20 protein-coding genes are annotated in these 26,147 nt (G+C 72.0%); 11 read left to right on the top strand and 9 right to left on the bottom strand.

What is annotated here, in order from left to right; translation table 11 throughout:
* Positions 1–30 precede the first annotated feature (30 nt).
* The 7 genes from ACY34M_RS24060 to ACY34M_RS24030 all read right to left on the bottom strand — a co-directional run bounded on the left by ACY34M_RS24060 (position 31) and on the right by ACY34M_RS24030 (position 10,918).
* Positions 31–3,201, bottom strand: coding sequence for a glycoside hydrolase family 38 N-terminal domain-containing protein (locus ACY34M_RS24060; protein ID WP_462720110.1), 3,171 nt, complete (start codon positions 3,199–3,201; stop codon positions 31–33).
* Between the two features lie 40 nt (positions 3,202–3,241).
* Positions 3,242–4,054 (bottom strand): carbohydrate ABC transporter permease, encoded by an 813-nt coding sequence (locus tag ACY34M_RS24055; protein WP_462720109.1) that lies wholly within the window; start codon positions 4,052–4,054, stop codon positions 3,242–3,244.
* Between the two features lie 29 nt (positions 4,055–4,083).
* The gene (locus ACY34M_RS24050; protein WP_462720108.1) at positions 4,084–5,064 is read right to left on the bottom strand and encodes a carbohydrate ABC transporter permease; all 981 of its coding nucleotides are present in this window, start codon (positions 5,062–5,064) and stop codon (positions 4,084–4,086) included.
* On the bottom strand, positions 5,061–6,392 hold the full coding sequence (locus tag ACY34M_RS24045; RefSeq protein WP_462720107.1) for an ABC transporter substrate-binding protein: 1,332 nt from the start codon (positions 6,390–6,392) through the stop codon (positions 5,061–5,063). Before ACY34M_RS24045 ends, ACY34M_RS24050 begins: the two co-directional genes overlap by 4 nt.
* A gap of 203 nt (positions 6,393–6,595) precedes the next feature.
* Positions 6,596–7,762, bottom strand: coding sequence for an aminotransferase class V-fold PLP-dependent enzyme (locus tag ACY34M_RS24040; RefSeq protein WP_462720106.1), 1,167 nt, complete (start codon positions 7,760–7,762; stop codon positions 6,596–6,598).
* Positions 7,763–7,864: 102 nt separating this feature from the next.
* The gene (locus ACY34M_RS24035) at positions 7,865–9,292 is read right to left on the bottom strand and encodes a CehA/McbA family metallohydrolase (protein ID WP_462720105.1); all 1,428 of its coding nucleotides are present in this window, start codon (positions 9,290–9,292) and stop codon (positions 7,865–7,867) included.
* Between the two features lie 165 nt (positions 9,293–9,457).
* Positions 9,458–10,918 carry an amino acid permease gene (locus ACY34M_RS24030; RefSeq protein ID WP_462720104.1) on the bottom strand — a complete coding sequence of 487 codons (1,461 nt, stop codon included), beginning with the start codon at positions 10,916–10,918 and terminating at the stop codon, positions 9,458–9,460.
* Positions 10,919–11,181: 263 nt separating this feature from the next.
* On the opposite strand from ACY34M_RS24030, the gene ACY34M_RS24025 reads away from it, so the two are divergent.
* A complete protein-coding gene (locus tag ACY34M_RS24025; RefSeq protein WP_462720103.1) occupies positions 11,182–11,466 on the top strand; it encodes a cupin domain-containing protein in 285 nt (94 codons plus the stop codon).
* A 13-nt stretch (positions 11,467–11,479) separates the two neighbouring features.
* On the opposite strand, the gene ACY34M_RS24020 is transcribed toward ACY34M_RS24025, so the two are convergent.
* Positions 11,480–12,289, bottom strand: a complete 810-nt coding sequence (locus ACY34M_RS24020; RefSeq protein WP_462720102.1) for an SAM-dependent methyltransferase — start codon at positions 12,287–12,289, stop codon at positions 11,480–11,482.
* Between the two features lie 104 nt (positions 12,290–12,393).
* Between ACY34M_RS24020 and ACY34M_RS24015 the strand changes: the two genes are divergently transcribed.
* The 9 genes from ACY34M_RS24015 (at position 12,394) to ACY34M_RS23975 (ending at position 23,182) form a co-directional block, all read left to right on the top strand.
* Entirely contained in the window at positions 12,394–12,924 is a 531-nt protein-coding gene (locus ACY34M_RS24015; protein WP_462720101.1) for a TIGR03086 family metal-binding protein, read from the top strand.
* Positions 12,925–13,079: 155 nt separating this feature from the next.
* The gene (locus tag ACY34M_RS24010) at positions 13,080–14,480 is read left to right on the top strand and encodes a purine-cytosine permease family protein (protein ID WP_462720100.1); all 1,401 of its coding nucleotides are present in this window, start codon (positions 13,080–13,082) and stop codon (positions 14,478–14,480) included.
* 12 nt (positions 14,481–14,492) lie between these two features.
* Positions 14,493–16,046, top strand: coding sequence for a hydantoinase/oxoprolinase N-terminal domain-containing protein (locus tag ACY34M_RS24005; protein ID WP_462720099.1), 1,554 nt, complete (start codon positions 14,493–14,495; stop codon positions 16,044–16,046).
* Positions 16,047–16,082: 36 nt separating this feature from the next.
* Entirely contained in the window at positions 16,083–17,201 is a 1,119-nt protein-coding gene (locus ACY34M_RS24000) for a DUF917 domain-containing protein (RefSeq protein WP_462720098.1), read from the top strand.
* A 62-nt stretch (positions 17,202–17,263) separates the two neighbouring features.
* The gene (locus tag ACY34M_RS23995; RefSeq protein WP_462720097.1) at positions 17,264–18,331 is read left to right on the top strand and encodes a DUF917 domain-containing protein; all 1,068 of its coding nucleotides are present in this window, start codon (positions 17,264–17,266) and stop codon (positions 18,329–18,331) included.
* 95 nt (positions 18,332–18,426) lie between these two features.
* Positions 18,427–19,938, top strand: coding sequence for a helix-turn-helix domain-containing protein (locus ACY34M_RS23990; protein ID WP_462720096.1), 1,512 nt, complete (start codon positions 18,427–18,429; stop codon positions 19,936–19,938).
* A 93-nt stretch (positions 19,939–20,031) separates the two neighbouring features.
* A complete protein-coding gene (locus ACY34M_RS23985) occupies positions 20,032–20,589 on the top strand; it encodes a DinB family protein (RefSeq protein WP_462720095.1) in 558 nt (185 codons plus the stop codon).
* Positions 20,590–20,723: 134 nt separating this feature from the next.
* The gene (locus tag ACY34M_RS23980; RefSeq protein WP_462720094.1) at positions 20,724–21,527 is read left to right on the top strand and encodes a cyclase family protein; all 804 of its coding nucleotides are present in this window, start codon (positions 20,724–20,726) and stop codon (positions 21,525–21,527) included.
* Between the two features lie 2 nt (positions 21,528–21,529).
* Entirely contained in the window at positions 21,530–23,182 is a 1,653-nt protein-coding gene (locus ACY34M_RS23975) for a thiamine pyrophosphate-binding protein (RefSeq protein WP_462720211.1), read from the top strand.
* A 452-nt stretch (positions 23,183–23,634) separates the two neighbouring features.
* On the opposite strand, the gene ACY34M_RS23970 is transcribed toward ACY34M_RS23975, so the two are convergent.
* Positions 23,635–24,528, bottom strand: a complete 894-nt coding sequence (locus ACY34M_RS23970) for a LysR family transcriptional regulator (protein WP_462720093.1) — start codon at positions 24,526–24,528, stop codon at positions 23,635–23,637.
* Between the two features lie 133 nt (positions 24,529–24,661).
* On the opposite strand from ACY34M_RS23970, the gene ACY34M_RS23965 reads away from it, so the two are divergent.
* Positions 24,662–25,939 carry an MFS transporter gene (locus ACY34M_RS23965; protein WP_462720092.1) on the top strand — a complete coding sequence of 426 codons (1,278 nt, stop codon included), beginning with the start codon at positions 24,662–24,664 and terminating at the stop codon, positions 25,937–25,939.
* Positions 25,940–26,147: the final 208 nt, after the last annotated feature.

Below are 26,147 nucleotides of genomic sequence, written 5' to 3'. Positions count from 1 at the left end.
GATACGCAGCGGTGCACGCGGGCCGCGTCGTCAACGCCTGAAGAGCACCGCGGTGGTACCGAAGGCGGGGAGGTCGACGGTGACTTCGCCGTCCGCCAGGGCGAGTTCGTCCCCTGCCCGGCCGTGATAGTCGGCGACCCGCGCCGAAGCGACCGGGAAGTGGGCGCGTACCGGGCAGGCGACGGGCTCCTCGGCGAAGGACTGCAACCGCAGCAGCACGGCTCCTTCGGCGTCCGGGGTGGTGGCGCCGACGAGCCGGACTCGGGGGTCGCCGATCGTCGCGAAGGTCAATTGCCCGGCGGCGTCGGCGGACACGGGACCTCGGGCCCGCACGGCGTGCAGCGGGCGCGAGGTGCCGGCGGCGGTGCGCGGGCCGAGTCCCTCGGCGTCGTCGCCGGTGGCGCAGGAGAGCGAGTACCGGAAGGTGAACTCGAAGGCCTGCTCGCTGGGGAAGTTGGTGTCCCACAGGTTGTTGTGGATCCACGAGTACACGGTGGCGGGCTCGTCGTGGTTCATCGTCTTCGGGAACGGGGCGTACGGCAGGGCGATGTTGCCGAACTGCACGAGCGGCGCGTCCTGCGTGGCCCAGCCGACGGCGAGGTCGTCCTCCTGGAGCGTCACCCAGCGGCGCACGGCCCGCATGTGCAGGGCGGAGCCGGGGACGACGGGCAGGCCGGTGCCGGTGGCACCGCCCGAGGCCTCCATCCGCACGGTGGGTGTCTCGAAGGCGAAGGGGAACGCGAAGTAGGCGCTCTCCTTTCCGAGGGTGGCGTCCTTGTCGACCTGGTTCTCGATGTCGAGGCGGCCGATGCCGTGCGGCAGCGTGAGGGTGGTGCGGACGCGGTTGGCGCCCGGTGGGCGGGTCTCGTACGTGAGGGTCTCTGCGGTTGCCGTGGTGCGGCGGGCGATGAGCGCCGCGGGCGGGGCGACGGAGCGGTTGCCGAGGTGTTCGAGGCGGTCGGAGCCCGTGGTGCGGCTGGAGTTGTGGTTGAAGCCTCCGGACGTGGTGTAGCTGTCGTGGATGTAGGCGTTGAAGCCGGTGATGGCGTCGGCGCGGACCAGTTCACGCCCCGTCGCCCTGTCGATGACGGAGGCGATGCAGGCGCGGGCCAGGTCGACGCGTACGGCGAGGTGTTCGTTCTCCAGGAGCAGCGGGTCGGTGTGGGCGTGGGCCGCGGCGGCCGTGTCGGCCGGGTTCTCTCGTTCGCTGCCGCCCGTGGGGTTCCAGCCGGTGGCGGCCTTGACCACAGTCGACACCGCTTCGGTGCCGCCCGCGGCGGTGGCCGCGCGGACGTCGAGACGCACGGAACCGGCGGCCGGTACGTCGTCGACGCGGACGAGGAGGAAGCGGCCCGCGTCGCGGTGCTCCTCGTTGTCCTGCGGGCGCTCCTCGTGTGTCAGCTCGGCGCCGGTGCGGGCGTCGTGGACGGTCACGGCCTGGTCGAGGGGGACGCTGGACTCCGGAAGGAAGATCTCGGCGACCTCGGTACGCGGCGAGGAACAGGTGTTCACCACGTGGTAGGCGGCGGCCGCGTCGGCGGGCCGGGCCAGGCGCTGGCCCAGGCGGGCGTTCGCCCTGTTGAGGAGGGACTGTCCGTCGTCACGGGCGCGTACCGCCTGACCGTACTTCCAGTGCCACTGCTGCTCGCCGGAGTGGCCGTGGTCGTGACCGTGGGTCCAGGGGTCGCCCGCGCCCCAGGTGTGTTCGTCGAAGAGGGACACCGCTTCGTACACCCCGGCCGCGTCACGGGTGTCGTCGGCCGCCCCCGCGGCGCCGAGGACGCCCGCGAAGCTGCCGAGGGTCTGGGCGTCGGCGACGACGGCCTGGGCGGTGCGCGCCATGGACAGCGGGTGGGCGCCGGAGCCGACGCCGTCGACCCACCAGTCCGTCCAGTCGCCCTCGAAGGTCCGGATCTCGTCGCCGAGCCGGTTCTCGGCGTCGGTGAAGAAGTCCTCGTTGCGCGACAGGCGCAGCTGCGGGTAGGCCCAGGTCTCGTTCCAGCGCCGCACGGTGTCGGCGATGACGCGGCGCGGCGGCGCGTTGTCGCCGAACTTGCCCTGGACGCGCAGGTGCAGGATGTCCCACGGGTAGGGCTCGCGCTTGATCTCCCGCTCGTCCATGGCCCAGCCGAAGACGCCGCCGCGGTACGGGTACGGATGGGAGGCGAGCGAGGTGAGGTAGGCGGGCAGCAGGTCGTCGACGGAGGCGTAATCGGTGTCGAAGCCGAGCAGCGGGCCCTCCATGTAGGCGAGGCCGTGCGGGGTGTCGGTCATCCAGACGAGCACGCTGTTCCCGCTGGGTGCCTGCCAGCGGAACAGGCGCGGCAGCTTCTCGCCTCCGACGAGGTGGGGCACGGAGCGGCCGGCCCAGTTGTGCGCCACGGAAAGGTACTTGACGCCCGCGGCGCTCAGCGCGTCGACCATGCCGACGACGTGGCCGGGCACATCGGTCTGCATGGCGGAGGTGAACTCGACGCCGTGCTCGTCGCGGACCTGGTGGGCGAGGCGCAGCAGTTCGTGCAGCTCGTCGGTGGAGCAGGTCTCGCTGTGCAGGTTGAACGGAAGGGCGGTGAGTTCGATGCGGCCCTCCTGCACCCGCCGTACGAACTCCTTCACCTGCTCGGCGGGGCGGGCGTCGGCCCACTGCTGGAAGGAGAGCAGCGACTCGACACACCAGCGGAACTGGGACTCGGGCTCCCAGTCGTCGGTGGCCTGTGTCAGCTCCAGGCAGGAGTCGAGGAACGAGAGGTGTTCGGCGAGGACCCGGCCCTGCGGGTCGGTGTAGCCGATGTCGAGGTGCGAGTGGTGGACGAGGTGGATGGTCCACTCGCGCTGCGGGGTGAGGGTGACGTCGATGCCGTCGTCCTGCGAGGAGGCCACGGTGACCCGCTGGGCGGTGTCGACGGCGGGCAGCAGCAGGCGTACGGCTCCGTTGGGACCCGCGATGCGTTCGACGGGCAGTGCCGTGCCGGACTCGGTGCGCACGGTGAGCCCGGCCGGGATCCCGCCGCCGTTCACCGCCTCCACGCGCAGCGACTGCAGCAGTCCGCCGTTCTCGGCCCGGCGCATCAGTGGCTCGACGGTGAGCCGCAGGGGGCCGCCGGAGAGGCTGCCCTCCGCGCTCACGACGGAGCCGCGCAGGCTGTCGCGGATGCGGTCGTTGTCCCAGTCGGTGGTGCGGACGAGGGCCCGTGTGGTCATGCGGACTTCTCCAAATCTGGGTGCGGGGAAGGGTTCCGGCTCAGCGTGCGGAGGCGGTGACGCCGCGCAGGAACAGGCCGCGGAACACCAGGAAGACGACGAGGGTGGGCACGGAGACGATCAGCGCGCCGGCCAGGATGACGGGCGGGCCGGACGACGCGAAGGCGTTGTTGAGGTTGGTGAGGGCGGCCATCACCGGCTGGATCTCGGGGCTGCGGCTGAGGGTGATGCCGAACAGCAGGTCGTTCCAGACGGCGGTGAACTGGAAGATGAACGCGGCCCCGAGGCTGGATCCCATCAGCGGCACGTGGATGCGCCAGAAGATCCGCCGGAACGAGGCGCCGTCGATCATGGCGGCCTCGGTGACCTCGGGGGGCATCGTGGTCATCTGGTTGCGTACGAGGAAGAAGGCGAACGGGACGGCGTACGCGACGTAGATGAGCATGAGGCCGAGCCGGGTGTCGTAGAGGTTGCCGTCGGCGTACATGCCGAACAGTGGCGCGAGGAACATCTGCAGCGGGAAGAGCGTCCCCGAGTAGATGAGCCAGAACCAGAAGGTGGGCTTCGGGATGGGCAGCACCACGACGGCGAACGCGGCCATGGCGGCGACGACGACACCGGCCGCGCCGCACACCACCGCGTACAGCAGGGAGCCGAGGAAGCTGTCGCCGATGCCCGCGTCGCTCCATGCGGTCACGAGGTTGTCCCAGAGGGCGAAGCCGTTCGGTACCCAACTGGGTTTGCCCGCATAGGCGGTGACGGGGGTCAGCGCGTTCACGAGCAGCAGGTACAGGGGAATCAGCCAGAGCACCACGGTGCCGACGACGAAGATGTTGCGGACGATCCTTCCCACGGGTGTCACTCCTTGTCGATCGGCTCGGGTCAGTGCGGGGACGTCCCGGGCATCTGCCGCCGCAGGTACATCCAGGAGGAGGCGACGACGATGACGGACAGGACGAGGGCGATCGCGGAGCCGTAGCCGACGTGGAAGAGCCGGAAGGACTCGCGGTACATGGTCAGGGCGAGGGTCTCGGAGGAGCGTGCGGGGCCGCCCTGGGTCAGCACCCAGATCATGTCGAAGGCCTTGAGGCTGTTGACGATGGCCATGCCGACCACCACCACGCTCACGGAGCGGAGCTGGGGCAGCGTGATGTGCCGGAACATCCGCCACCCGGTGGCACCGTCGAGTTCGGCCGCCTCCACCGTCTCCCGTGGGATGGCGCGCAGTCCGATGGCGAAGAGGACGACGTTCAGGCCGGTCGCCTGCCAGGTGCTGGCCACGATCATGGAGAGGGTGTTCTGCGGCCATTCGAGCAGCCACGGCTGTGCGAGGGAGCCGAGTCCGATGCTGTCGAGCACCTGGTTGAGGGAGCCCTCCGAGGTGAGGATGAACTTCCAGAGCACGGCGGTCGCGGCGCCCGAGATGGCGTACGGGAGCACGACGACGAGCTGTGCGATCCGCCCGAAGCGCATCCGGTGCGTGGCCACGGCGATGGCGAGTCCCGCGGCGACGGGCAGCAGGAGTGTGCCCGCGACCCACAGCACGGTGTTGAGCAGCGACCGGCCGAAGATCGGGTCCTGCGCGAGCCGCGTGTAGTTCTCGAGGCCGGTGAAGTGGCTGCTGAAGCCGTTGTCCTCGAAGAGGCTGCCGTAGATGCTGCGCAGGAACGGGTAGACGAGGAGCACGCCGACGAAGAGCAGTGCGGGCAGCGCCCAGGGGACTCCGCTGAGCGGGCCCCCCATCCGGCCCGCGCCGCGTCCGCGGCCGGCCGCCTGGTGGGGTGTGCGGGTGGGGATGCGGCGGCGGGGCGACGCCTGCTTCGGCTGCCCGGACGCGGTGGGCGTGCGCACGATGTCGGTCATGAGTCCGCCGCCTCCCGCCACACCGGCCATGCCTCGTCGGCCCGGCCCTGCATCGTGCGCAGCACGCTCCGGTACGAGGACGGGTCGAGCAGGCCGGCCGCCAGGTCGTCGACCGTGGACTCGACGAGTTCGGGCGGCCCCAACTCCCAGAAGCGGTTGAACTGTTGCGCCTTCGACTCCCGTACGGTCGTCGTCACGCCGTCGATCAGCACGTTCGCGGGCGGCACCGTCGGGTTCGGGCAGCCGTCGCGCAGCGCGTGTGAGAAGGCCTTCATCACGTCGGGGTGCAGCCACGCGTCCGCGGCCCGCAGCGCCTCCGCCCTGTCGGAGCCCTTGACCGTGCAGACGAGGGCGCTCGACTCGAAGACGACGGCCCGGCGGACGCGGGTGTTCTGCATCGGCAGCACGAACGCGTCGAGGTTCTTGCCGGGTTTCCCTCCGATGCCCGCGAAGGTGGAGGCGAGCCAGCTTCCGCAGGGAACCATCCCGACCTTGCCGTGCAGCACCCCCGAGGCACCGGCCGCGTGCTCCATGTCGAGGGACGTGAACCAGTGCTTGTCGGCGAAGGAGGCGATGGTGCGCATGGCCCGCTGGGCGGGGGCGTCGGTGTAGCGCGCCCGGCCGTTCATGAGCTCCCAGTAGAACCGGGGGTCCTGCCGGGTGAGGATCTCCTGGAACCAGATGAACGCGGGCCACCGTCCTGCCGTGGTCGCGTGCAGCGGGGTGATGCCGGCGTGCTTGAGGCGTTCGGCGGTGTGCAGGAAGTCTTCCCAGGTCTCGGGCTTCTTGAGGCCGTTGGCCCGGAACACTTCCGGGTTGTAGAAGAAGACGTAGTAGGCGAGGTTCATCGGCAGTCCGTAGACCCGGCCCCGGTGGGTGAACGCGGGCCGCAGCGCCGGGTCGACCCAGCCCTTGCGGGCGGCGGACGCCCAGTGGCCGGACAGGTCCTCGATGCCGCCGGTGCGGGCGAGGTCCTGGAGCCGGTAGCCGGACCAGTACTTGAGCATGTCCGGTGTCTTGCTGGTGCGCAGCGAGGACTTGACGACCTGTTCGAAGGATTCGAGGGACGGGATGACCTCGGGCACGAGTCCGATGCCGTCGACCGAACGCATGGCCTGACCCGCCGCCTCGATCGGGGGCGCCCAGGTGGGGTTGTCCCCGTGCAGAGCCACCTTGCCGGGAGGCTGCCCTGCGGCGGTGCCGCACGCCGCGAGAACCGGTGCCGACGCGGTGGCCACGGCACCGGCGACGGCCGTCCGCAGCAGGGCGCGTCTGCGGGGGTGGGCGGCTGGAAGAGCTGGTGCGATGGGTGGTTGACGGCCTGTCATGGGGCGGCTCCCTCAGGCGTGCTCACGATCGTGTTATCGATAACACGCGATGCCGGGAGCATGGCGCCCGCATGCGGTGGGCGTCAATGGGGGCGTCACGAGGAATCTTCGGACGGGTATCTCGGCGCGCCGCGCCACCCGCCGGGTCTGGGCGGGTGGCGCGGGGCCGGGGAGCGCGGCCTACGAGGCGGCCGGAGCGTGCCTTACGAGGCGGTCGCGGCCAGCGCCGACGGGAAGTGGTCGGCCAGGTAGGCGTAGTCCTTGCGGTCGTTGTAGAGGTGCGCCGACAGGCGGAGGTAGCCGCGGCCGTGCCACGTCGTCACGGCGGTCTCGCAGCCGATGGTGTCCGCGACGTGGCGCTGCAGCGCGTGCGCCGCGTCCTGGTCGGCCGCCGTACCCTCGGGCAGCGGGACGAGGCGCATGGCCGGAGCCGGACTGCCGGCCACCGAGGACGTGTCCGCGCCCAGCGCTTCCGCGAGCAACTGCTGCGCCTGGTCGGCCAGTTCGACCATGTGGCGGCGCGCGGCGTCCCAGCCGAAGCGCTCCTCCACGAAGTCCAGAGAACGCGGCGCCGCGAGCCACGGCGCGAGGTCGGTCGTGCCCTGGTGGTCGAAGCGTGCGGGGAACGGGTACGGGGCGCCCCACGAGTCGGTCAGCGGGTACAGCCGCTGCGCCTGGTCGCCGCGCGCCACGAGGGCCGCCGTGCCACGGGGCGCGCAGGGCCATTTGTGCAGGTTCCCCACCCAGAAGTCGGCTTCGCCCGCGTCGCCGACCGGGTCCGCGAGCATGCCGGGCGCGTGCGCGCCGTCGACGAGGACGAGGGCGCCGGCCGCGTGGGCGTGCGCGGCGATGTCCGCGACGGGGAAGAGCCGGGCGGTGGGTGAGGTGATCTGGTCGACGACGACGAGGGAGGTCGGTGCCCGCTCCTCGCGCAGGGCGTCGGCGAAGCGCGCGGAGATCTCCTCGGGGGTCGCGTCGAGCGGGATGTGCAGGGTCCTCACCTGCGCGCCCGCCCGCTCGGCGGCCCGCCGCACCCCCATGGTGACGGCGCCGTAGGAGTGGTCGGTCAGCAACACCTCGCTGCCCGCGGGGAGTTCGATCGAGCCCAGGACCGTGCTGACACCGGCGCTGGCGTTGGGCACGAGGGCGAGGGTGTCCGGGGCGACGCGCAGGTGCCGGGCGATGTCGGTGCGGGCCCGTGCCACGCGCTCCGGGAGCCCGCGGAACCACCGGCACGGATTGGTCTCCATCTCCGTGCGCAGCGCCCGCAGTTCGTCGAGGGTGACTCGGGGCACGGCACCGAAGGAGCCGTGGTTGAGGTGGCGTACGTCGGGGTCGAGCGCCCAGGCGTCGAGGGGGTGGGAAGACATGTCACTCCGCGAGTCGTCCGATGACGGTGGCCGATCTTTCCGTACCCGCAGGACCGTATGCGGTAAAGCCCGCGCTGAACAGGGTGGACCGGCCCGGGCCGGTCAGCTGTCGGCGCGCCCGCTCTCGACCCGCACGGGGTTGGAGATGGCGAGGGAGGAGGCGTGCGAGCGGTTGCACGAGGCCCAGAAGAACGGGTCGTCGCTGGAGGTGTGCAGTTCCGCGCGGTAGTGGCCGGGGACGGGGTGCGGGTCCGTCACGCGGATGTGTGCAGGGCCCGTGGTGTCCAACGGTTCCATGTGCCACAGCAGGCCGTCACGCAGGACGAACAGGACGGCGGGCCGTGGTGTGTCGAGGTCTACGTCGAGGTGGACGGGGCCGTCGAGCGGCACGCTCCCGCCCATGGCGCAGTATCCGCCGGCGTCGGTGCGGGCGGACAGTCGCAGGGCGGCGCCACGGGACACGTAGGCGGCCCCCGCCCGCAGCGCGGTGAGGATGCTCTCGCGGGTGCGCTCGGCGTGTACGACGGTGGTGACCTGGCCGAGCCGGTGTTCCGGCTTTCGGGGGTGGTGGCAGTCCGTGCCGGCGACGCCGGTGACGTGGTGTCCCGAGGTGAGCAGCCGGTCCCACAGTCCGACGGCCGCGTCGTTGTTGGCGCCCTGGCCGAAGTTGTCGATCTCCAGGAGGTCGATGTCGTCCCAGGTGTGGTCGTCCCTGCGCCAGGCCTGGCGTCCGCTGAACGGATGGTTGACGCCCACGAGCCCGCCCTGGGCGTGCACGTCACGCGCGGCGTCGGCGAAGTCCCAGCCGTCGGCGTCGACGTAGGTGCCGGGCCATCGGGACAGTCCGTGCAGGTTCGCGTGGCCGAAGTGGGAGGTCAGCTCGATGGAGCGGAGGAGGACGAGACCGTCGGCCGCGCCCTGCTCCTCCAGGCGCGCGAGTTCCGTCCAGTGGCTCGACGTGTAGTGGTCGCTGACGGCGAGGAAGTCGAGGCCCGCGGCGCGCGCGGCGTCCAGCAGGGTGGGGAGGTCGGCGGAGCCGTCGCTGTGGAGGGAGTGGGAGTGGAGTTCGCCGCGCAGCCAGGTGGGCGGGGCCGAATGCGGTGTGGGTAGCGGCCGTTCGGCAGGTGCACAGCTTGCACCCGACGCGATGCCGGGCTCCGCGTCCGACACGTACACCCGCAACTCGTAGCTCCCGCCCTGCGTGAACCGGTCGAGGTCGATGCGGATGGTCCATTCCCCTGCGGGCAGCGATCCGGCATGGCATCCGGGGCTCGCGTGCCTCTCCCCCACCTCGAACGCGAGTCGGCGGGGTCCGGGGTCTCCTGGGCACTGGACGTGGCCGCGCAGGAATCCGGCGGGGTCGAGGGCGGCGGCGTAGAGCTGGAAGCAGTCGGTGACCTTGTCGAAGTCCAGCTCCACGCGGAGTGTGCCGACGTCGTCCGGGAGGGCGAGGGCACGGTCGAGGTACTGCTCCGTGGTGGACGCGGGATAGATGGTGCGGCTCTCCCGCAGAACGCAGCGGCTGCTCACCCGGCCCCCTTGAACGCCCAAACCCGCTCGCCCAGTTGAGCACGCCTCTTCGCGACGCGCCAGCGGATGCGCAGGATCGCGCGCCTGCCCGGCGCACATACACGTCGAACGGCGCCGTCAGCGCGCCGTCGACCACCCGTCGTACGCCGTGCTCCACGTAGAAGCTCAATCGGACTTGAGGTCAAGCCCCGCTGCCGCCTGCGCCCGGCGGCGTTTGCGCAAGAGGGCGTAGGAGGCGAGGACGATCATGACCGTGAGGAGACTGGCGGCGAAGTCCGCGCGGGTGGCGGGCAGGACCGCCATCGCGAGGATGACCACGGCCATCGCGCCGATCGTGAACCAGCTCAGATACGGGTAGCCCCACATCTTCAGCGTCAGGGCGGCCGGGTCCTCGCGCTCCAGGCGGGCCCGCAGCCGCAGTTGGGAGAGGGCCACGAGGAGGTAGACGAACAGGGCGACCGCTCCGTAGGAGTGCACGATGAACGAGAAGACCGTGTCCGGGGAGACGTAGGCGAAGACCACGGCCACGTAGCCGAGGACCGTGGCGAGGAGGATGGCCCGGCGAGGCACTCCGCTGCGGCTCAGTTTGGTGAGAGCGCGCGGTGCCTCGCCCTCCCGGGTGAGGGCGAAGACGATGCGGCTGGCCGAGTACAGGCCCGCGTTCAGGGAGGAGAGGACCGCGATCAGGATCAGGACGCGCATCAGGGTGTCGGCGCCGGGGATGCCGATCGCCTCCAGCGCCGCGATGTACGGTCCGCCGTCGAGCCGGTCCGAGTTCCACGGGACGATCACGACGACCAGGAAGATCGAGCCCACGTAGAAGAGCAGGACGCGCAGGACGACGGAGCGGGTCGCGCGGGCGACGTTGCGTCCGGGTTCGGCGGACTCCGCGGCGGCGAGCGCGGCGATCTCGGCTCCGGTGAAGAAGCCGACCGCCGGGATGACGGAGGTCAGGACCGGGCCCACACCCATCGGCAGGAAGCCGCCGTGCGCGGTCACATGGCCGACGCCGCCCGCGTCGTGGGCGCCGGGCCACAGGCCGACCACGAAGACCAGGCCGACGACGAGGAACACCGTGATCGCGGCGACCTTGATCGAGGAGAACCAGTACTCGAACTCGCCGAAGGTCTTCACCGACAGCATGTTGACCGCGGTCAGGATCAGCATCAGGGCCAGGCTGATGGTCCACAGCGGGAGCCCCGGCAGCCAGGCGCGCACGAGTTCGGCGCCCGCGACCGCTTCGAGGGCCACGACATTGACCCAGAAGTACCAGTACAGCCAGCCGATGGTGAAGCTGCCGAGGGGGCCGAGGGCGAGACGGGCATAGGCGTGGAAGGAACCGGCGGCGGGGCGGGCCACCGCCATCTCGCCGAGCATCCGCATGACGAGGACGACCAGACCACCGGCGAGCGCGAAGGAGAGCACGGCGGCGGGGCCGGTGTCCTGGATGACGACGCGGCTGCCGACGAAGAGCCCGGCGCCGATGACACCACCGATCGCGATCAGCGTCATGTGGCGCTGCTTGAGCCCGCCGCGCAGACCGGCGCCGCCGCCGTCCGGCGCCCCACCGGGCTGCGCACCGGCCGGGCTCCCGTCGCGCAGGGCCCGGTCGCTGGTGTCCGTCACGTCCGCCTCTTCTCCGTACGTCGCCGTGGGTCCGTCCGACGGCGCCACCACGTGGTGATCACGCGGCGCCGCCGGACAGTCTCGGCACGCCCGGAGGCCTGCGGGGCGTTTTCAATACACCGTTCACAAGGTCGCAACGCCGGATACGGGTCCAGGCCCTCGGGGCACCCCCGCGCACAACGACGCACCGTGTGCTCCGGTTAGCCTGCCACCTGCGGTGGTCTCCGCCGCTGCCGTTCCGCCCCGACGAAAGAGCCTTGAACATGACCACCACCGCCCGCGCCACGGTGCAGCACGAGGACGAGCGCACGCGGGTCACCCGCTGGGACTTCGAGCCGGGGCAGAGCACCGGTCGCCATGTGCACGAGTACGACTACGTCGTGGTCCCGGTCACCGACGGGCAGACCGACGTGATCACCCCGGACGGCACGGTCACGCGCAACGAGCTCTTCTCCGGCCGGTCCTACGCGCGGGCGGCGGGCAGTGAGCACGAGGTCGTCAACGCGGGCACCGCCCCGCTCGCCTTCGTCGAGGTGGAGCGCAAGTAACCCCTCCCCGCTCTCAGGCCTTGCGCCCCACCCCGCACACCGCCACCTCGACGGCCGCTTCCTCGGGCCGTGCCGATCCCGGCTCGGGGCGCCAGGCCGACGTACTGACGACCCCCGGTTCGACGAGGTCGAGTCCGTCGAAGAACCTGGCGATCCGCTCCGGCGAGCGCAGGTGGTAGGTGTGCACCGACTGCTCGTTGTAACCGGCGACCGCCGTGTTCAGCGCCTCATTGGTGTTCGTACCGTCGGTCAGGGCCAGGTAGCTGCCGGAGGGCAGCGCGTCGAGCAGCGCGGCCACCACGTCCGCGGGACGGTCGTCGTCGGACAGCTGCCCCATGATGCTGAGCAGGGTGAGCCCGATCGGCCGGTCGAAGTCCAGGGTGTCCGCCGCCTGCGCCAGGATCCGCTCCGGGTCCCGCACATCGGCGTCCAGATAGGCGCAGGCGCCCTCCGGCGTACTGGTGAGCAGGGCCCGCGCGTGGGTCAGTACCAGCGGGTCGTTGTCGACGTAGACGATCCGGCTGTCCGGAGCGATGCGCTGGGCCACCTCGTGCGTATTGTCCGCCGTGGGGAGGCCCGTGCCGATGTCGAGGAACTGCCGGACGCCCGCTTCGCCCGCCAGGAACCGCACCGCGCGCGCCAGGAACTTGCGCTGCACCCGCGCGACGGTGGCGAACTCGGGGAACGTGGCGAGGATGGCGTCGCCGACCTCGCTGTCGACGGGGTAGTTGTCCTTGCCGCCCAGCAGGTAGTTCCACACGCGGGCCGAGTGCGGACGGTCCGTCTGCAGCCTGTCTCGGAGCTCACCAGATGTGTGATCCATGGGCACAGCCTCACACACAACTCCGCTCAGGAACCGATGAGTTCGTGAACCGGCCGAGGTCTTCACAGGTGCCACCGTGGCGCGACACCCGAGGAGGAGTCCCCGTGATCGACCTGAAGCCGGCCTGCGACCGGATGATCGACGTACTGAACGGCGTGTCCGACGAGCAGTTGTCGTCGCCCACGCCCTGCTCCGAATACACCGTCCGCGACCTCGTCGGGCACGTCGACGACGCGGCGCGGGGGTTCACCGGCTTCGCCCGCAAGGAGGCACCGCTGCCCGGCGAGCCGGGCGACTGGCGGGCGGGCACCGCGAAGAGCGTGCGGGCGCTCGGCGACGCCTGGGACGATCCGGATGCCTGGCGGGGCGAGTCGGAGGGGCCGGGGTTCACGCTGTCGAACGAGACGTGGGGCAAGGTCGCGCTCACCGAGATGGTGGTCCACGGCTGGGACCTCGCCCGGGCGACCGGCCAGCCCTTCGACCTGCCCGAGGACACATTGCGCGCCTGCCACGACCATGTCTGCGGCTTCGTGACGGCGGCGCCCCTGCCGGAGCTGTGGGGGCCGCCGGTGGAGACGCCCGCCGACGCGCCCCTGATGGACCGCATCGTTGGCTTCACGGGGCGCCACCCCTAAACACCCCTGCCCCCCCCTGAACACCCCTGGACACGCCTGGACACCCCTCACAGTGCACTCTGCACAGCGAGCTCCGTCCCACCGGGCACTGCGCCCACCCCACCCCTTCGGCGGCCGCCGTAGCGTGCGGGCAACCGCAGTCGCTTGGAGGTTCGATGGCCGCCGCACGCGCCGTCGGGGTCGACGATCACGCCCTGACCAGAGTGCCCACCACCGCCCGTTACAGCTGGTGGTCCGTAGCCCTGCAGCGTTTCGGGCAGATCTCCGGGCTCAGCCAGTTCGTGCTCGGCGCGACGCTGGGCTTCGGGATGGACTTCTGGACGGCGTTCTGGGCACTCACGCTCGGCTCGGTGATCGTCGAGGTGCTCTCGATCTTCGTGGGGATCATCGGCGTACGGGAAGGGCTTCCGACGTCCGTGCTCGCGCGGTGGACCGGATTCGGGCGCGTCGGGTCCTCGCTGATCGGGCTCGCGATCGCGCTCAGCCTCATCGGGTGGTTCGGCATCCAGTCGGCGATCTCCGCGGACGCGCTGGCCGGGCTCGTCGGCGTGTTCCCCGCGCCCGTGTGGTCGGTCCTGTTCGGGCTCGGGGTGACGGCCGTCGTGCTGTGGGGCTTCGGCTCCATGAACTGGGCCGCGTACATCACGGTGCCCGCGTTCCTGCTGCTCGTCGGCTGGTCCACCGTGCACGAACTGGTGCGGTACGACATCGGGCACCTCGTGGCCTCCGCCCCGCCCGGCCCGCAGCTCTCCCTGGTCCAGGGCACGACGCTGGTCGCGGGCGGCGCCATCGCGGGCGCCATCATCACCCCCGACATGACCCGCTTCAACCGCTCCACCTCCGACGTCGTCAAGCAGACCGTGGTCGGCATCTCGCTCGGTGAGTACGTCGTCGGGCTCGCCGGAGTGCTGCTCGCGCACGCCACGCGGTCCGCGGACGTGACCGCGATCGCCGTGTCCTCGGTCGGCTGGGTCGGCACCCTCGTCGTCATCATGGGCGCGCTGAAGATCAACGACTGGAATCTGTACAGCTCCGGCCTCGGCGTCGTGAACTTCATCGAGTCGGTCTTCGGCCGCAAGGTGGGCCGCGCGACCGTCACCGTCCTGCTCGGCGTCGTCGGCAGCCTGCTCGCGGCGGCCGGCATCCTCGACCGGTTCGCCGACTTCCTCACCCTGCTCGGGGTCGCCTTCCCGCCCATCGCCGGCGTGATGATCGCCGAGTACTTCGTGGTCAAGCGGTGGCGCGGCGACCTGGAGGCCTCGCGGTCCTCCGGCACGCTGCCCGCGACGGCGCCGACCTGGGTCCCGGCGACGATCGTCGTATGGGTGCTGGCCTTCTGCGTCGGCGAGTTCGTCGACTGGGGCCTGCCCAGCATCAACTCGGTCGTCTTCGCGTTCGTCGGCTACGTCGTCCTGGGCCGGCTCGGCCTGGTGCGCGGTGTCGGTGTGTCCCGCGACATGGGAGCCGGGGTACCGGTGTCCGATGGCCCTGTACCCACCCCCGCCCCCTCCCACGACCCCCAAGCCTCTCGCGCCGCCAGCGGCGCCTCCCGCTAAGGAGACAGTTCCGTGCGTATCGGAATCGATGTCGGCGGCACCAACACCGACGCCGTCCTGCTCGAAGGACCGCGGGTGCTCGCCACCACCAAGTCCGCGACCAGCCAGGACGTGACGTCCGGCATCGTGTCCGCCCTGGAGGCGCTGCGCGCGCAGCACGCCTTCGACCCGGCGGCCGTCGGCGCCGTGATGATCGGCACCACCCACTTCCTCAACGCGCTCGTCGAGGCCCGCGGTCTCGCCCCGACGGCGGCGCTGCGCCTGGGACTGCCCGCGACGTCCGCGCTGCCGCCGTTCGTGGACTGGCCCGAGCGGCTGACGCGGGCCGTGTCGGGGCGGCCCTACCTCGCGCACGGCGGCCACGAGTTCGACGGGCGGAAGATCGCCGATCTGGACGTGGACGAGCTGCGCAGGCACGCCGCCGACATGGCCGCCCACGGCATCAGGTCGGTGGCGATCTCCTCGGTGTTCTCGCCGGTCAGCGACGAGTTCGAGGTGCGGGCGGCGGAGATCCTGCGGGACGAGCTGGGCCCGGACGTGGCCCTGTCCCTGTCCCACGAGATCGGCCGCATCGGCCTCCTCGAACGGGAGAACGCGACCGCCGTGAACGCGGCGCTGCGCGAGCTGGCCGCCGGGATCGTCGACGGCCTGGCCGGGGCGGTCGCCGGGTTCGGCGTCACGGCGCCGCTGTATCTGAGCCAGAACGACGGCACGCTGATGGACCTGGAGTACGCGCGCCGCTACCCGGTCGCCACGTTCGCCTCAGGACCCACGAACTCGATGCGTGGCGCCGCCGTCCTGTCCGGCCTCGAGACCTGCGCGGTCGTCGACGTCGGCGGCACCACCAGCGACGTCGGCGTGCTCACGCAGGGCTTCCCGCGTGAGGCGGGCACGGCCGTGGACGTGGCGGGGGTGCGCACCAACTTCCGTATGCCGGACGTGCACAGCATCGGCATCGGCGGCGGCTCGCTGGTGGTCTCGGAGGGCGGCCGGGTCACGGTCGGCCCGCGCTCGGTCGGCTACCGGCTCACCGAAGAGGCCCTGGTGTTCGGCGGATCCACGCTGACCGCCACCGATGTCGCCGTCGCGGCGGGGCTCACGGACATCGGGGACCGGGCGGCCGTCGCCCACCTGGACGCGCGGGTGGTCAAGGAGGCGCTGGACACGATCGCCGCCGACGTGGCGCGCGCCGTCGAGTCGATGCGGACCTCGCCGGAGCCGCTTCCGGTGGTCGCGGTCGGCGGTGGCTCGGTGCTGCTGCCCGACTCGCTGCCGGACTCCGGCGCGGTGCACCGCCCCGACCACTTCGCGGTCGCGAACGCGATCGGCGCGGCCATCGCGCAGGTCGGCGGCGAGGTCGACCGGGTGTACGCGATCGACGCGGGGCGCCGCGAGGCCGTCCTCGACGAGGCCCGGCAGGAGGCGGTCGACCGGGCGGTCGCGGCGGGCGCGGCCCCGTCCGGGGTCCGCATCGTCGAGTTCGACGAGGTCCCCGTCCCGTATCTGCCGGGCAACGCCACCCGGATCCGCTGCAAGGCCGTGGGCGACCTGCAACAGGTCGACTGAAGCCCGCCCCCACCCACGTAAGGAGAGCACGAGCACATGAGCTGGACCCTGGGCCCTGAGCAGCTGGACGACCTGGCGCGTGGCGCCGCGATCCTCGGCACCGGAGGCGGCGGCGATCCCACCATCGGCCGCCTGCTGGTGCGCGAGGCGATGCGCGAGCACGGTCCGGTGACCGTCCTCGACCCGGACGAGGTGGCGGACGACGCGTTCGTGATCCCCGTCGCGAACATGGGCGCGCCGACCGTGATGGTCGAGAAGCTGCCCGGCGCCGACGAGCCGGTGGCCGCGCTGCGCGCCCTGGAGGCGTTCACGGGCCGGAAGGCCGACGCGACGATGCCGATCGAGTGCGGCGGCAGCAACTCCCTGATCCCGCTGATCGTCGCGGCCCGCACCGGCCTCCCGGTCGTCGACGCGGACGGCATGGGGCGCGCCTTCCCCGAGCTGCAGATGGAGACGTTCCATGTGTACGGGGTGCCGGCCTCGCCGCTCGCGATGGCCGGCGAACACGGGGAGACCTGCGTGTTCGACACCGGCAAGGAGACCAAGCGCCTGGAGGACCTGGCGCGCCGGGTCACGGTCGGGCTCGGTGGCGGCGCCGCGATCGCCGAGTACTCGATGACCGGGGACCAGCTCAAGCGCACGGCGGTGCCGCGCACGCTGTCGCTCGCCCTGTCGCTGGGCCGGGCGGTCCGTGAGGCGCGCGAGGCGCACCGCGACCCGGTGGAGGCGCTCGGCGAGGCGGTGGGTGGCACGATCTACGGTCATCTGCGGGTGCTGTTCCGCGGCAAGGTGACCGATGTGGAGCGGCGCACGGAGGGTGGTTTCGCGCGGGGCCGGGCCACGTTCGCGGCGTTCGAGGGCGACTCTGCTCTCGAACTCCGTTTCCAGAACGAGCACTTGGCGGCGCTCCGCGACGGCGAGCCGATCTGTGTGGTGCCGGACCTGGTGTGCGTCCTGGAGGCGGACACCGGCGAACCGATCACGACGGAGGCGCTCCGCTACGGGCAGCGGGTCACGGTCATCGGCATCGCGGCACCGGACATCATGCGCACACCGAAGGCACTGGACGTCTTCGGCCCGTCCTGCTTCGGCCTGCCGTACGAATTCCGCCCGGTGGAGGAGACACTCCCGATTGAGAGCCCCTGCGGCGATTGAGCAGCGGGGTCCGGGCAGAGCCCCGGGACGCAGGGACGGACCGCCGCTGAGAGAATCGACGCGTGCCCCACACCATCACCGTCGGAGACGTGGACGCCCTGGTCACAGGGGTCAACGTACTGGGCTGCGGCGGAGGCGGCGACGCCGCGGCATTCGCCTCGATGCTGCGCCGCGCCCTGGGCGCGAACGGCACGGTCACCTGGCACGAGGCCGCCGGCCAGGACCCGGTCGTCGTCCCGGTGGGCGTCGTCGGCGCGGTGAACGTGCTGAGCGAGAAGCTGCCGAACGGCCGCGAGTTCCGCGAGGCGATCACCGCGGTGTCCCGCTGGACAAACGCCCCGGTCCCCGACGCCCTGATGGCCGTGGAGGCGGGCGGCCCCAACGCCCTCACGGTGCTGCTCGCCTCTCTCGACCTGGGCCTCCCCGTGGTCGACGTCGATCTGATGGGCCGCGCCCTGCCCCGGCTCGACCAGTTGAGCTGGGCGGTGCGCGGCCTTCCGGTCACCCCGTGCGCGCTCGCCGAGCCCGGCGGCCAGATCCTGGTGGTGGACTGCACGGACGCGCGCGGGCTGGAACGCACGGTGCGCGGCTTCCTCACGGCGGCGGGCGGCTGGGCGGCGATCGCGCTCGCCCCGGTGCGGCTGAGCACCGTGCGCGACGCCTGCGTGCACGGCTCCCTCACCCGTTCCCTCGCCCTCGGCCACGCGCACGCCACGCTTCCGCAGCGCCCGGCCCCGGAGTCCGTGGAGGCGGCGCTCGGCTGCCGGGTGCTCGCGGCGGGCCGGATCAGGGAGGTGGCGCGCAGCGAGGGCTCCGGCTTCGGTCGGGGCAGTGTCACGGTCACGGATGCCGGGTCCGGCGCCGTCGTCCGTCTGGAGACGGAGAACGAGATCCTGCTCGCCCTGCGCGACGGCGAGGTCGCCGCGACCGTCCCCGACGTCATCTTCCTCCTGGACCGCCGCACGGCACGGCCCGTGGCCATCGACCGGATCCGACCGGGTCAGGAGGTCATCGCGGCGACGCTGCCGGGCCCCGGGTTCTGGCGCCGACCGGACACGGAACCGTACGTGTCCCCGAGGGCGTTCGGCCTGGACGCGGAGGTCGTCGGATTCGAGGCGGTGGCCCGATGACGAGTGGTGTCGCGGGAAGTGCGCCGAGGGGCGTCTCGGGAGGTGTCTCAGGCGGGGTCTCAGGTGGTGACTCAGGTGGGGTCTCCCTCTCCGCGATGCTCGCTCACCCCACATGGCACGACGTCAGCCTCCTCGCCGGTCCGCAGGACGCCCGCCCCCTCCACCACCCCGTAGTGGCGCAGGACTTGGCGCACCCGCTGCCCGAGGAACCCGTCGGAAGGCTCCTCGTGCTGCTGGGCGGCGCGGACCGGGGCGACTGGCGGCTCGACGCGCTGCTGCGGCGGGCGCACGGCGCGGGGGTCGCGGCGCTGCTGGTACCGGGGGTGACGGCGCTGCGCATGTCGTCGACGCTGCTCGCCGAGCGGCTGCGGCTGCCCGTGCTCGGCTCCCCCGATCCGCTCGCCGCGTATCTCGCCCTGGAGCGGATGACCGCCGAACCGGCCCTGCTGCGCGCCGAGTCGGCACTCCGCGCCACGCAGGTGTGTGCCCGCGCGGACGACGCGGTGGACGCGCTGCTCGACGACCTGGGCACGCTGCTGCACCGCCCCGTCGCCCTGATCACGGCGGACGCTCGACACCTGGCGGGCGACCCGGACACGGTCCCGCACGCCGAACAGGACACGGTGGCAAGGCAGTTGACCGGCCGACCGCTCCCCCGCCCGATCGACCTCCGGAGCGGCGCCCGCCTGCTCACCCACCCGGTCGGCACCGAACGCGTCCCACCCCGCCTCGCCGTGCGCCTGCCCGCCCGGCTCGCCCCGGAGGCCGACGCCGTGGCGGCCGCCCTGGAGGTCGCGTCCGGCGCCGTACGGGAACGGCTCGCGCTGCGCCGTCTCGACCTGGAGCGCAGCGCCCGCCACCGCACCTCCCTGCTCGGCGAGTTGCTGCGCCCGGCGGGCGGTGAGATCCCGGACGCGGTGCGTCGGCACGCGGTGGAGTTCGGTTGGCGCCTGGACGGCTGGCACACCGGCATCCGCATCGGTACCGGGCCCGACGTGGACGTGGCGGGGCTGCGCGCCGAGGTCACGGACGCGTTCGCGGCGGAGCGGCTCGCCGCGCAGGTCGTCGAGCAGGGCGACGGCTGGTCCGCCTGGACCAGCACCGACCAGGAGCCGTCGACCAGCGACATCGAGCGGCACGCCGCCGCCGTGCGCCGTGTGCAGCGCCGCCTGCCCGAAGTCCTGCACACGTACGTGGGCGTGGGCCGCGCCCATCCGGGCCCCACCGGCATCGCCCGCAGCCTGGGCGAGGCGGCCGACGCCGCACGGCTCGCGCAGGGCCGGGAGGCGAGCGGCCGCTTCTTCCACGTCGACCGTCTCGGCCTCGCCCAGCTCCTGCTCGCGTGGACCCGCACGGACACGTTCCAGCCGGCGGCCCGCTCCCTGCTGGAGCCGCTGTCCGGCGAGCCCGGCGACCTGGTGCACACGCTCACCGCGTATCTCGACGCGGAGTCCTCCACGGCCGAGACCGCCGCGGTGCTCGGCGTGCACCGCAACACGGTCGCGGCGCGCATCGCCCGCGTACAGCAGCTGCTGAGCGTGGACCTCGCGGATCCGGACGAGCGGCTGGCCCTGCATCTGGCGTGCCGGACGGCCGTCGACGGATGAAGCGACCGAACTAGGACGCAATCTGACCTACTTGCTGAATAGCGTGACCGAAGCGAACACCAAGCGGGCACTTCCACGCGAGAGGCGGACACCATGACCACCAGCGAGCAGACGACCCACGAGGCGACCGACACCCCCGCCGTCACGGGCGAGCGCGCGGACTTCCTTGAGGCCCTTGCCAAGCAGCGGCACTTCCTGACCTTCACGACGCGCGATCTGACCGAGGAGCAGATCCGGCAGCGGCCCACCGCGAGCGCGCTGTGTCTCGGCGGTCTGATCAAGCACGTCACCGAGGTGGAGCGCGGCTGGGTGGGCTTCATGCTGGAGGGCCCTGTCGCCATGCCGGACTTCACGAAGATGACCGAGGCGGACTGGGCGGCCCGCGAGGAGGGCTTCAAGATGCAGCCCGACGAGACGCTGGCCGGTGTCCTGGCCGAGTACGAGAAGGCCGCTGCCAGGACCGACGAACTGGTGGCCACGCTGCCCGATCTGGACCGCAGGTGGCCGCTGCCGAAGGCGCCGTGGACCGAGCCGGGCGCGGACTGGTCGATCCGCCGGGTACTGATGCACCTCGTCGCGGAGACCGCGCAGCACGCGGGCCACGCCGACATCATTCGCGAGACCCTGGACGGCGCCAAGAGCATGGGCTGAACGCGGTCGGCCGGTCCCGCGGGCGCCGCGGGACCGGCCGGGGTCGAGGACCGAATGCCCGACGACCTCTCCGGCGCGCAACCGCCGCACCGGGTGGTATCGCTCCGGCGTCCGGAGGCTTGATGATGTTGGTCATGACATCACGCCCGATCAACCCCGCTTCCACCGACCTGATCACCGCGCTCGCCGACGGTTCGCTGCGCGTGGTCGATCTCACCGCCCCGCTGTCGTCCGGGACGCCGATCCTTCCGCTGCCCGAGCCGATGCATCCGATACCCCGGTTCGAGCTGGAGCGGCTCAACGACTGGGACGATCCGGGTGAGATCTCGTTCCAGAACCACATCCACACGGGCGAGCACGTGGGCACCCACTTCGACGCGCCGGTGCACTGGTCGTCGGGGCGTGATCTGGAGGACGTGGGCAGTGTTCCCGGGGCGCGGCTCGTGGGTCCCGCCGCGGTCGTGGACACGTCGGCCGAGTGTGCCAAGGACCCCGACCACCTGCTCGGTCTCGACGAGTTGAAGGCGTGGGAGCGGGAGCACGGCGCGCTGCCCGAGGGCGGCTGGCTGCTGTACCGGACGGGGTGGGACACCCGCTCCGACGACCAGGCCGCTTTCCTCAACGCGGACGACGACGGCCCGCACACGCCGGGTCTCACCGCGGAGTGCGCCCGGTACCTCGCGGAGGAGACCGGCATCGTGGGCATCGGGGTGGAGACCGTGGGCACGGACGCGGGACAGGCCTTCCGCTTCGAACCGCCGTTCCCCGTGCACCACTTCATGCTCGGCAACGGGAAGTACGGGGTGACGCAGCTGCGCAACGTCGGTGAACTGCCGCCGGTCGGCGCGGTACTCGTGGTCGCGCCGCTGCGCATCGTCGGCGGCTCCGGCAGCCCCGCGCGCGTCCTGGCGCTGACGCCCGCCGCGGAAGGCAAGTGAGCATGCTGGTAAGGGAAGCCATCGGCCGCGAACTGCACCGGCTCGGTGTGCGCACCGCGTTCGGCGTGGTGGGAAGCGGCAATTTTCATGTCACGGGCGCGCTCGTGGCGGCGGGCGCGCGCTTCGTCGCGGCGCGGCACGAGGGCGGCGCCGCGGTCATGGCGGACGCCCATGCCCGCACGAGCGGCGAGGTCACCGTCCTCACCGTGCACCAGGGCTGCGGCTACACCAACTCCCTGACGGGCGTGGCCGAGGCCGCGAAGAGCCGGACTCCGCTGCTGGTCGTGACGGCGGAGGCCACCGAGCCGACCTCCAACTTCCACGTCGACCAGTCGGCCGTCGCCGAAGGTGTCGGGGCGGTACCTGCGCGGGTCCGTTCCGCGCGCACCGCGCTCGACGACGTCACCCGCGCGTTCCGGATGTGCGCCGAGGAGCGCCGCACGGTGGTCCTCAACGTCCCCATCGACGTACAGGACGAGGCGCTGCCCGAGGACGCGGTGGCGCCGCGGCGCAGGCCGGCTCCCGGTCTGCCGCGGCCTGCCGCCGCCGACGTCGAGGACTTCGCCGAGCTGCTGCGCCGCGCCGAACGTCCGGTGTTCGTGGCCGGTCGCGGTGCCCGTGCCGCCGGGGCGGGCGAGGCGATCGCCGCGCTCGCGGAGCGGACGGGCGCGCTGCTCGCCACGTCGGCGGTGGCGCGCGGACTGTTCAACGGGCGGCCCGGCGCGGAGTGGTGTGTCGACGTCGCGGGCGGTTTCTCGACGCCGCTGGCCGCGGAGCTGATCTCGGGCGCCGATCTGATCGTGGGCTGGGGCTGCGCCCTGAACATGTGGACGATGCGGCACGGGCGTCTCGTCTCGGATGCCGCCAAGGTGGTCCAGGTGGACGTCGACCGCGACGCCCTCGGCCGCACCCGCGACATCGACCTGGGCCTGTGGGGCGGTGTCACGGAGACGGCGGACGATGTCACGTCGCTCCTGGCGGACGGATCCGCGACGATCGGCTACCGCACACCGGATATCGGCAAGCGCCTTACCGCTGAAGGTAGTTGGAGTCAGGTCCCGTACGAGGACGGAACCGGCGACGGCCGCATCGATCCTCGTACGCTCAGCCGCGTACTCAACGGCATGCTGCCCGCCGAGCGCACCGTCGCCGTCGACTCCGGCAACTTCATGGGCTACCCGAGCATGTACCTCGACGTGCCCGACGAGTACGGGCTGTGCTTCACGCAGGCGTTCCAGTCGATCGGCCTCGGCCTGTCGACGGCCATCGGCGCGGCGCTCGCCCGGCCCGACCGGCTGCCGGTGGCGGCGTGCGGCGACGGCGGATTCCTGATGAGCGTATCGGAGTTGGACACCGCCGTGCGTCTCGGGCTTCCGCTTCTGGTGGTGGTCTACAACGACGCCATGTACGGGGCCGAGGTCCACCACTTCGGCCGTCCCGAGGACGCGCCCGGACTGTCCACGGTCACCTTCCCCGACACGGACCTCGCGGCGCTCGCCCGCGGGCACGGCTGTGCGGCGCTGACGGTGACGGCGCCCGAGGATCTGTCCCCGCTCGCCGAGTGGCTCGCGGCCCCGGACCGGCCGATGGTGATCGACGCGAAGACGACGCGCGACGAGGGCGCCTGGTGGCTGCAGGAGGCCTTCGGCCACTGAATGCCCGCCCGGCCTGCCCGGCCGCCCTGCCGGTGGCCGGAGCAGGCCAGTGGCGGCCCCCACCGGAAATCGCTTCCGAACGTCGGCGGGGGCCACCGACGAGGAAGCACGGCTCCCCTTCGCGCGCTTCCTCGTGTGTTCCGTCCAGTGACGCCGCGGGACTGCGGGAGGAAGCCCCTGCCGGCATCTCGGACGGAGGACCACAGTCGCGTTGTCGGCGATGCGACTGTGGCGTCTACAGCCAAGTTGCCCGGGGACCAGGGGCGTTGAAGAGGGTAACCCTCCTCGGCGCATCCAAACTTATGGCACATGCCAGAGGCGCCTCAAGAGCCCTTTCCCGCCTAGTCCGACCGAAATCGCATGGGCCAGCGGCACGTGCATATTTCTATTTTTTCGCAGTCCCGTTCCGGTGAACGGGCGGTGCACTTGTCCGCATGGAGGACGTGTGTGCGTCACGGGGCGGCGGCCGCCGACGCCCGCAGCAGCTCCGTGAGCGCACGGGCCGCGGCGCTCGGCGGACGGTCGGCGGGCGCTGCCAGATACAGCGACCAGCCGAGGTCCGCGTCGGTCACCGGAAGGACGGCGAGGCCGTGCGCGGTGTCGGCGAGGAAGCGCGGCACCAGCGCGACGCCGAGGCCCGCCCTGACGTAGTCGGCGCTGGTGGCGAGGTCGGTGATCTCGATGGTGACGTGGCGCGGCACGCCCGCCGCGGCGAACGCGCGGTCGGCGACGGAGCGGTTGCCGTAGCCGACCGGGCAGTCGATGAACCGCAGCCCGGCCAGTTCGCGGATCGGCACGCTGTCGCGCCCGGCGAGCGGATGGTCGGCCGGTACCACGAGGTCCAGGGTGGACCCGGCCAGCGGCGTCAGGTCGACCTCGGCGGGGCTCGCCCCCGGCAGGGACACGAGGGCGAGGTCGAGGCGGCGTTCGGCGAGCGCCGTGAGATGCCCCCTGGATCCGGTCGGCGCGACGGTGATCTGCACCTGGACGCCGGGGTGCCTGCGGTGGAACTCGCCCAGCAGGCCCGGCAGATCGATCAGCTTGATCGACGTGAGGGTGCCCAGGCGCAGGGTGCCGCGCAGCGCGCCGCGCACCTCGGCCACGGCGTCGGCGGCGTCGCGGGCGGCGTCCAGCACCCGCCGGGCTCGCGGCAGGAGGGCCCGTCCCTCGTCGGTCAGCAGCACCCGCTTGGAGTTGCGGTCGAGCAGCCGGGCGTCCAGCTCGCGCTCCAGCGTCTTGACGGCGGCGGAGACGGCGGACTGGACGATGTGCAGCCGGGCCGCCGCGCGCGTGAAGTTCTGCTCCTCCGCGACCGCGACGAAGTATTCGAGATGACGTAGTTCCACGCGTCGACTATCGCATCGACGATCTGAGATCGCGATCGTCACGAGCGCGAAGATTCGTTGGACGCGATGGCTGTGTGCACCGAGAGTGGAACGTGCCCACCCGCTCCCCACCAGTCGAACGGACCCCTGCCGCATGGCCACGCCGACCCGCGTCCGCACCCCGCCCCACTCCCCCGGCCCGTCCACCGCCGCCACGTCCACCGCCTCCCCGTGCACCGCGGGGTCGCGCAGGCACGGCGTCGGCTTCTGGATCGTGGCGCTCGCCTTCCTCACCTCGATGGCGTTCTCGACGGTGCCGACTCCGCTGTATCCGCTCTACGAGGAGCGCGACGGCTTCTCGACCTTCATGGTCACCGTCGTCTTCGCGGTGTACGCGGTGGGCGTGGTGGTCAGCCTGATCCTGGCCGGCCACGTGTCGGACTGGGTGGGGCGCAAGAAGATCCTCCTGGCGGCGCTCGCCCTGGAACTGCTCGCCGCCCTGCTGTTCCTGTCGAGCCCGGAGCTGCCGGTGCTCCTTGTCGCCCGGTTCGTGAGCGGCCTCGGCATCGGCATGCTCAGCGCGACGGCAACCGCCCACCTGCACGAACTGCACCGCGCGCACCGTCCCGCCGGTTCCGCGCAGCGCTTCGAGACGGTGTCGACGGCCGCCAACATCGGAGGTCTCGGCCTCGGCCCGCTGGTCTCCGGCTTCCTCGCCCAGTACGTGACGGCGCCGCTGCGGCTGCCGTACGCGGTGTTCGCCGTTCTCCTCGCGGCCGTGGCCGTGGCTCTTTCGTTCGTCCCGGAGACCGTGGAGCAGCAACCGGTGCGGCCGCGCTACCGGCCGCAGCGGGTGAGCGCGGACCACGGCGACCGGGCCGGCTACGTGGCCGCGGCGACGTCAGCGTTCGCGTCCTTCGCGGTGTTCGGCCTTTTCTCGTCGATCGCCGCCGGATTCGTCGCGCACTCCCTGCACCGTCCGTCGCACCTGCTGGCCGGGGCGATCTCGTTCCTGGTGTTCGGGGGCGCGGCCCTCGCCCAGATCCTCACCAACCGCCTCGCGCCACGCACGAAGTCGACGCTGGGGCTGCTCGCGGAGGGCGCGGGCTTCCTGACGCTCGTCGTCGGCATGCACACCGCCGGCCTCGGCACGTTCCTGGTGGGTGGCGCGGTGGCGGGCGTCGGGGCGGGGCTGCTGTTCAAGGCGGCGCTCGGGGCCGTGGTCGCGATGGCGGCTCCGGCACGGCGCGGAGAGGCGCTCGCCGGCCTGTTCCTGATCGCCTACCTGGGTCTGAGCGGCCCGGCGGTCGCCCTCGGCGTCGCCACGCTCGCACTCTCGGCGACGACGGCGATGACCTGGTTCGCCGGGGCGCTGCTGCTGCTCCTGGCGATCTCCGCGGTCCTCAACCGGCGCTCGTACGGCGGACGTTGAGCCGCTCCTCGTTTGCTGCGCGAACGTGACGACCATGGCCGGTTTCGGTCGGCACTCACCCGCTCCCCTTCTGGCATGTGCCAGAAGGGGAGCCCGCAACGACGCAGGGCGGCGACGGCCAGGCAGCCACAGGACTCTCGACCGTGATTGCCGAATTCGCTGACCAGGCAGCCGGGTTGACGTATGGTCACCCAATGGACGGAGCGCA

It is taken from the genome of Streptomyces sp. EDA2-14, assembly GCF_054963755.1.
Note: the sequence above shows the minus strand (reverse complement) of the source record. Positions and strands in the feature narration are given on the sequence as shown.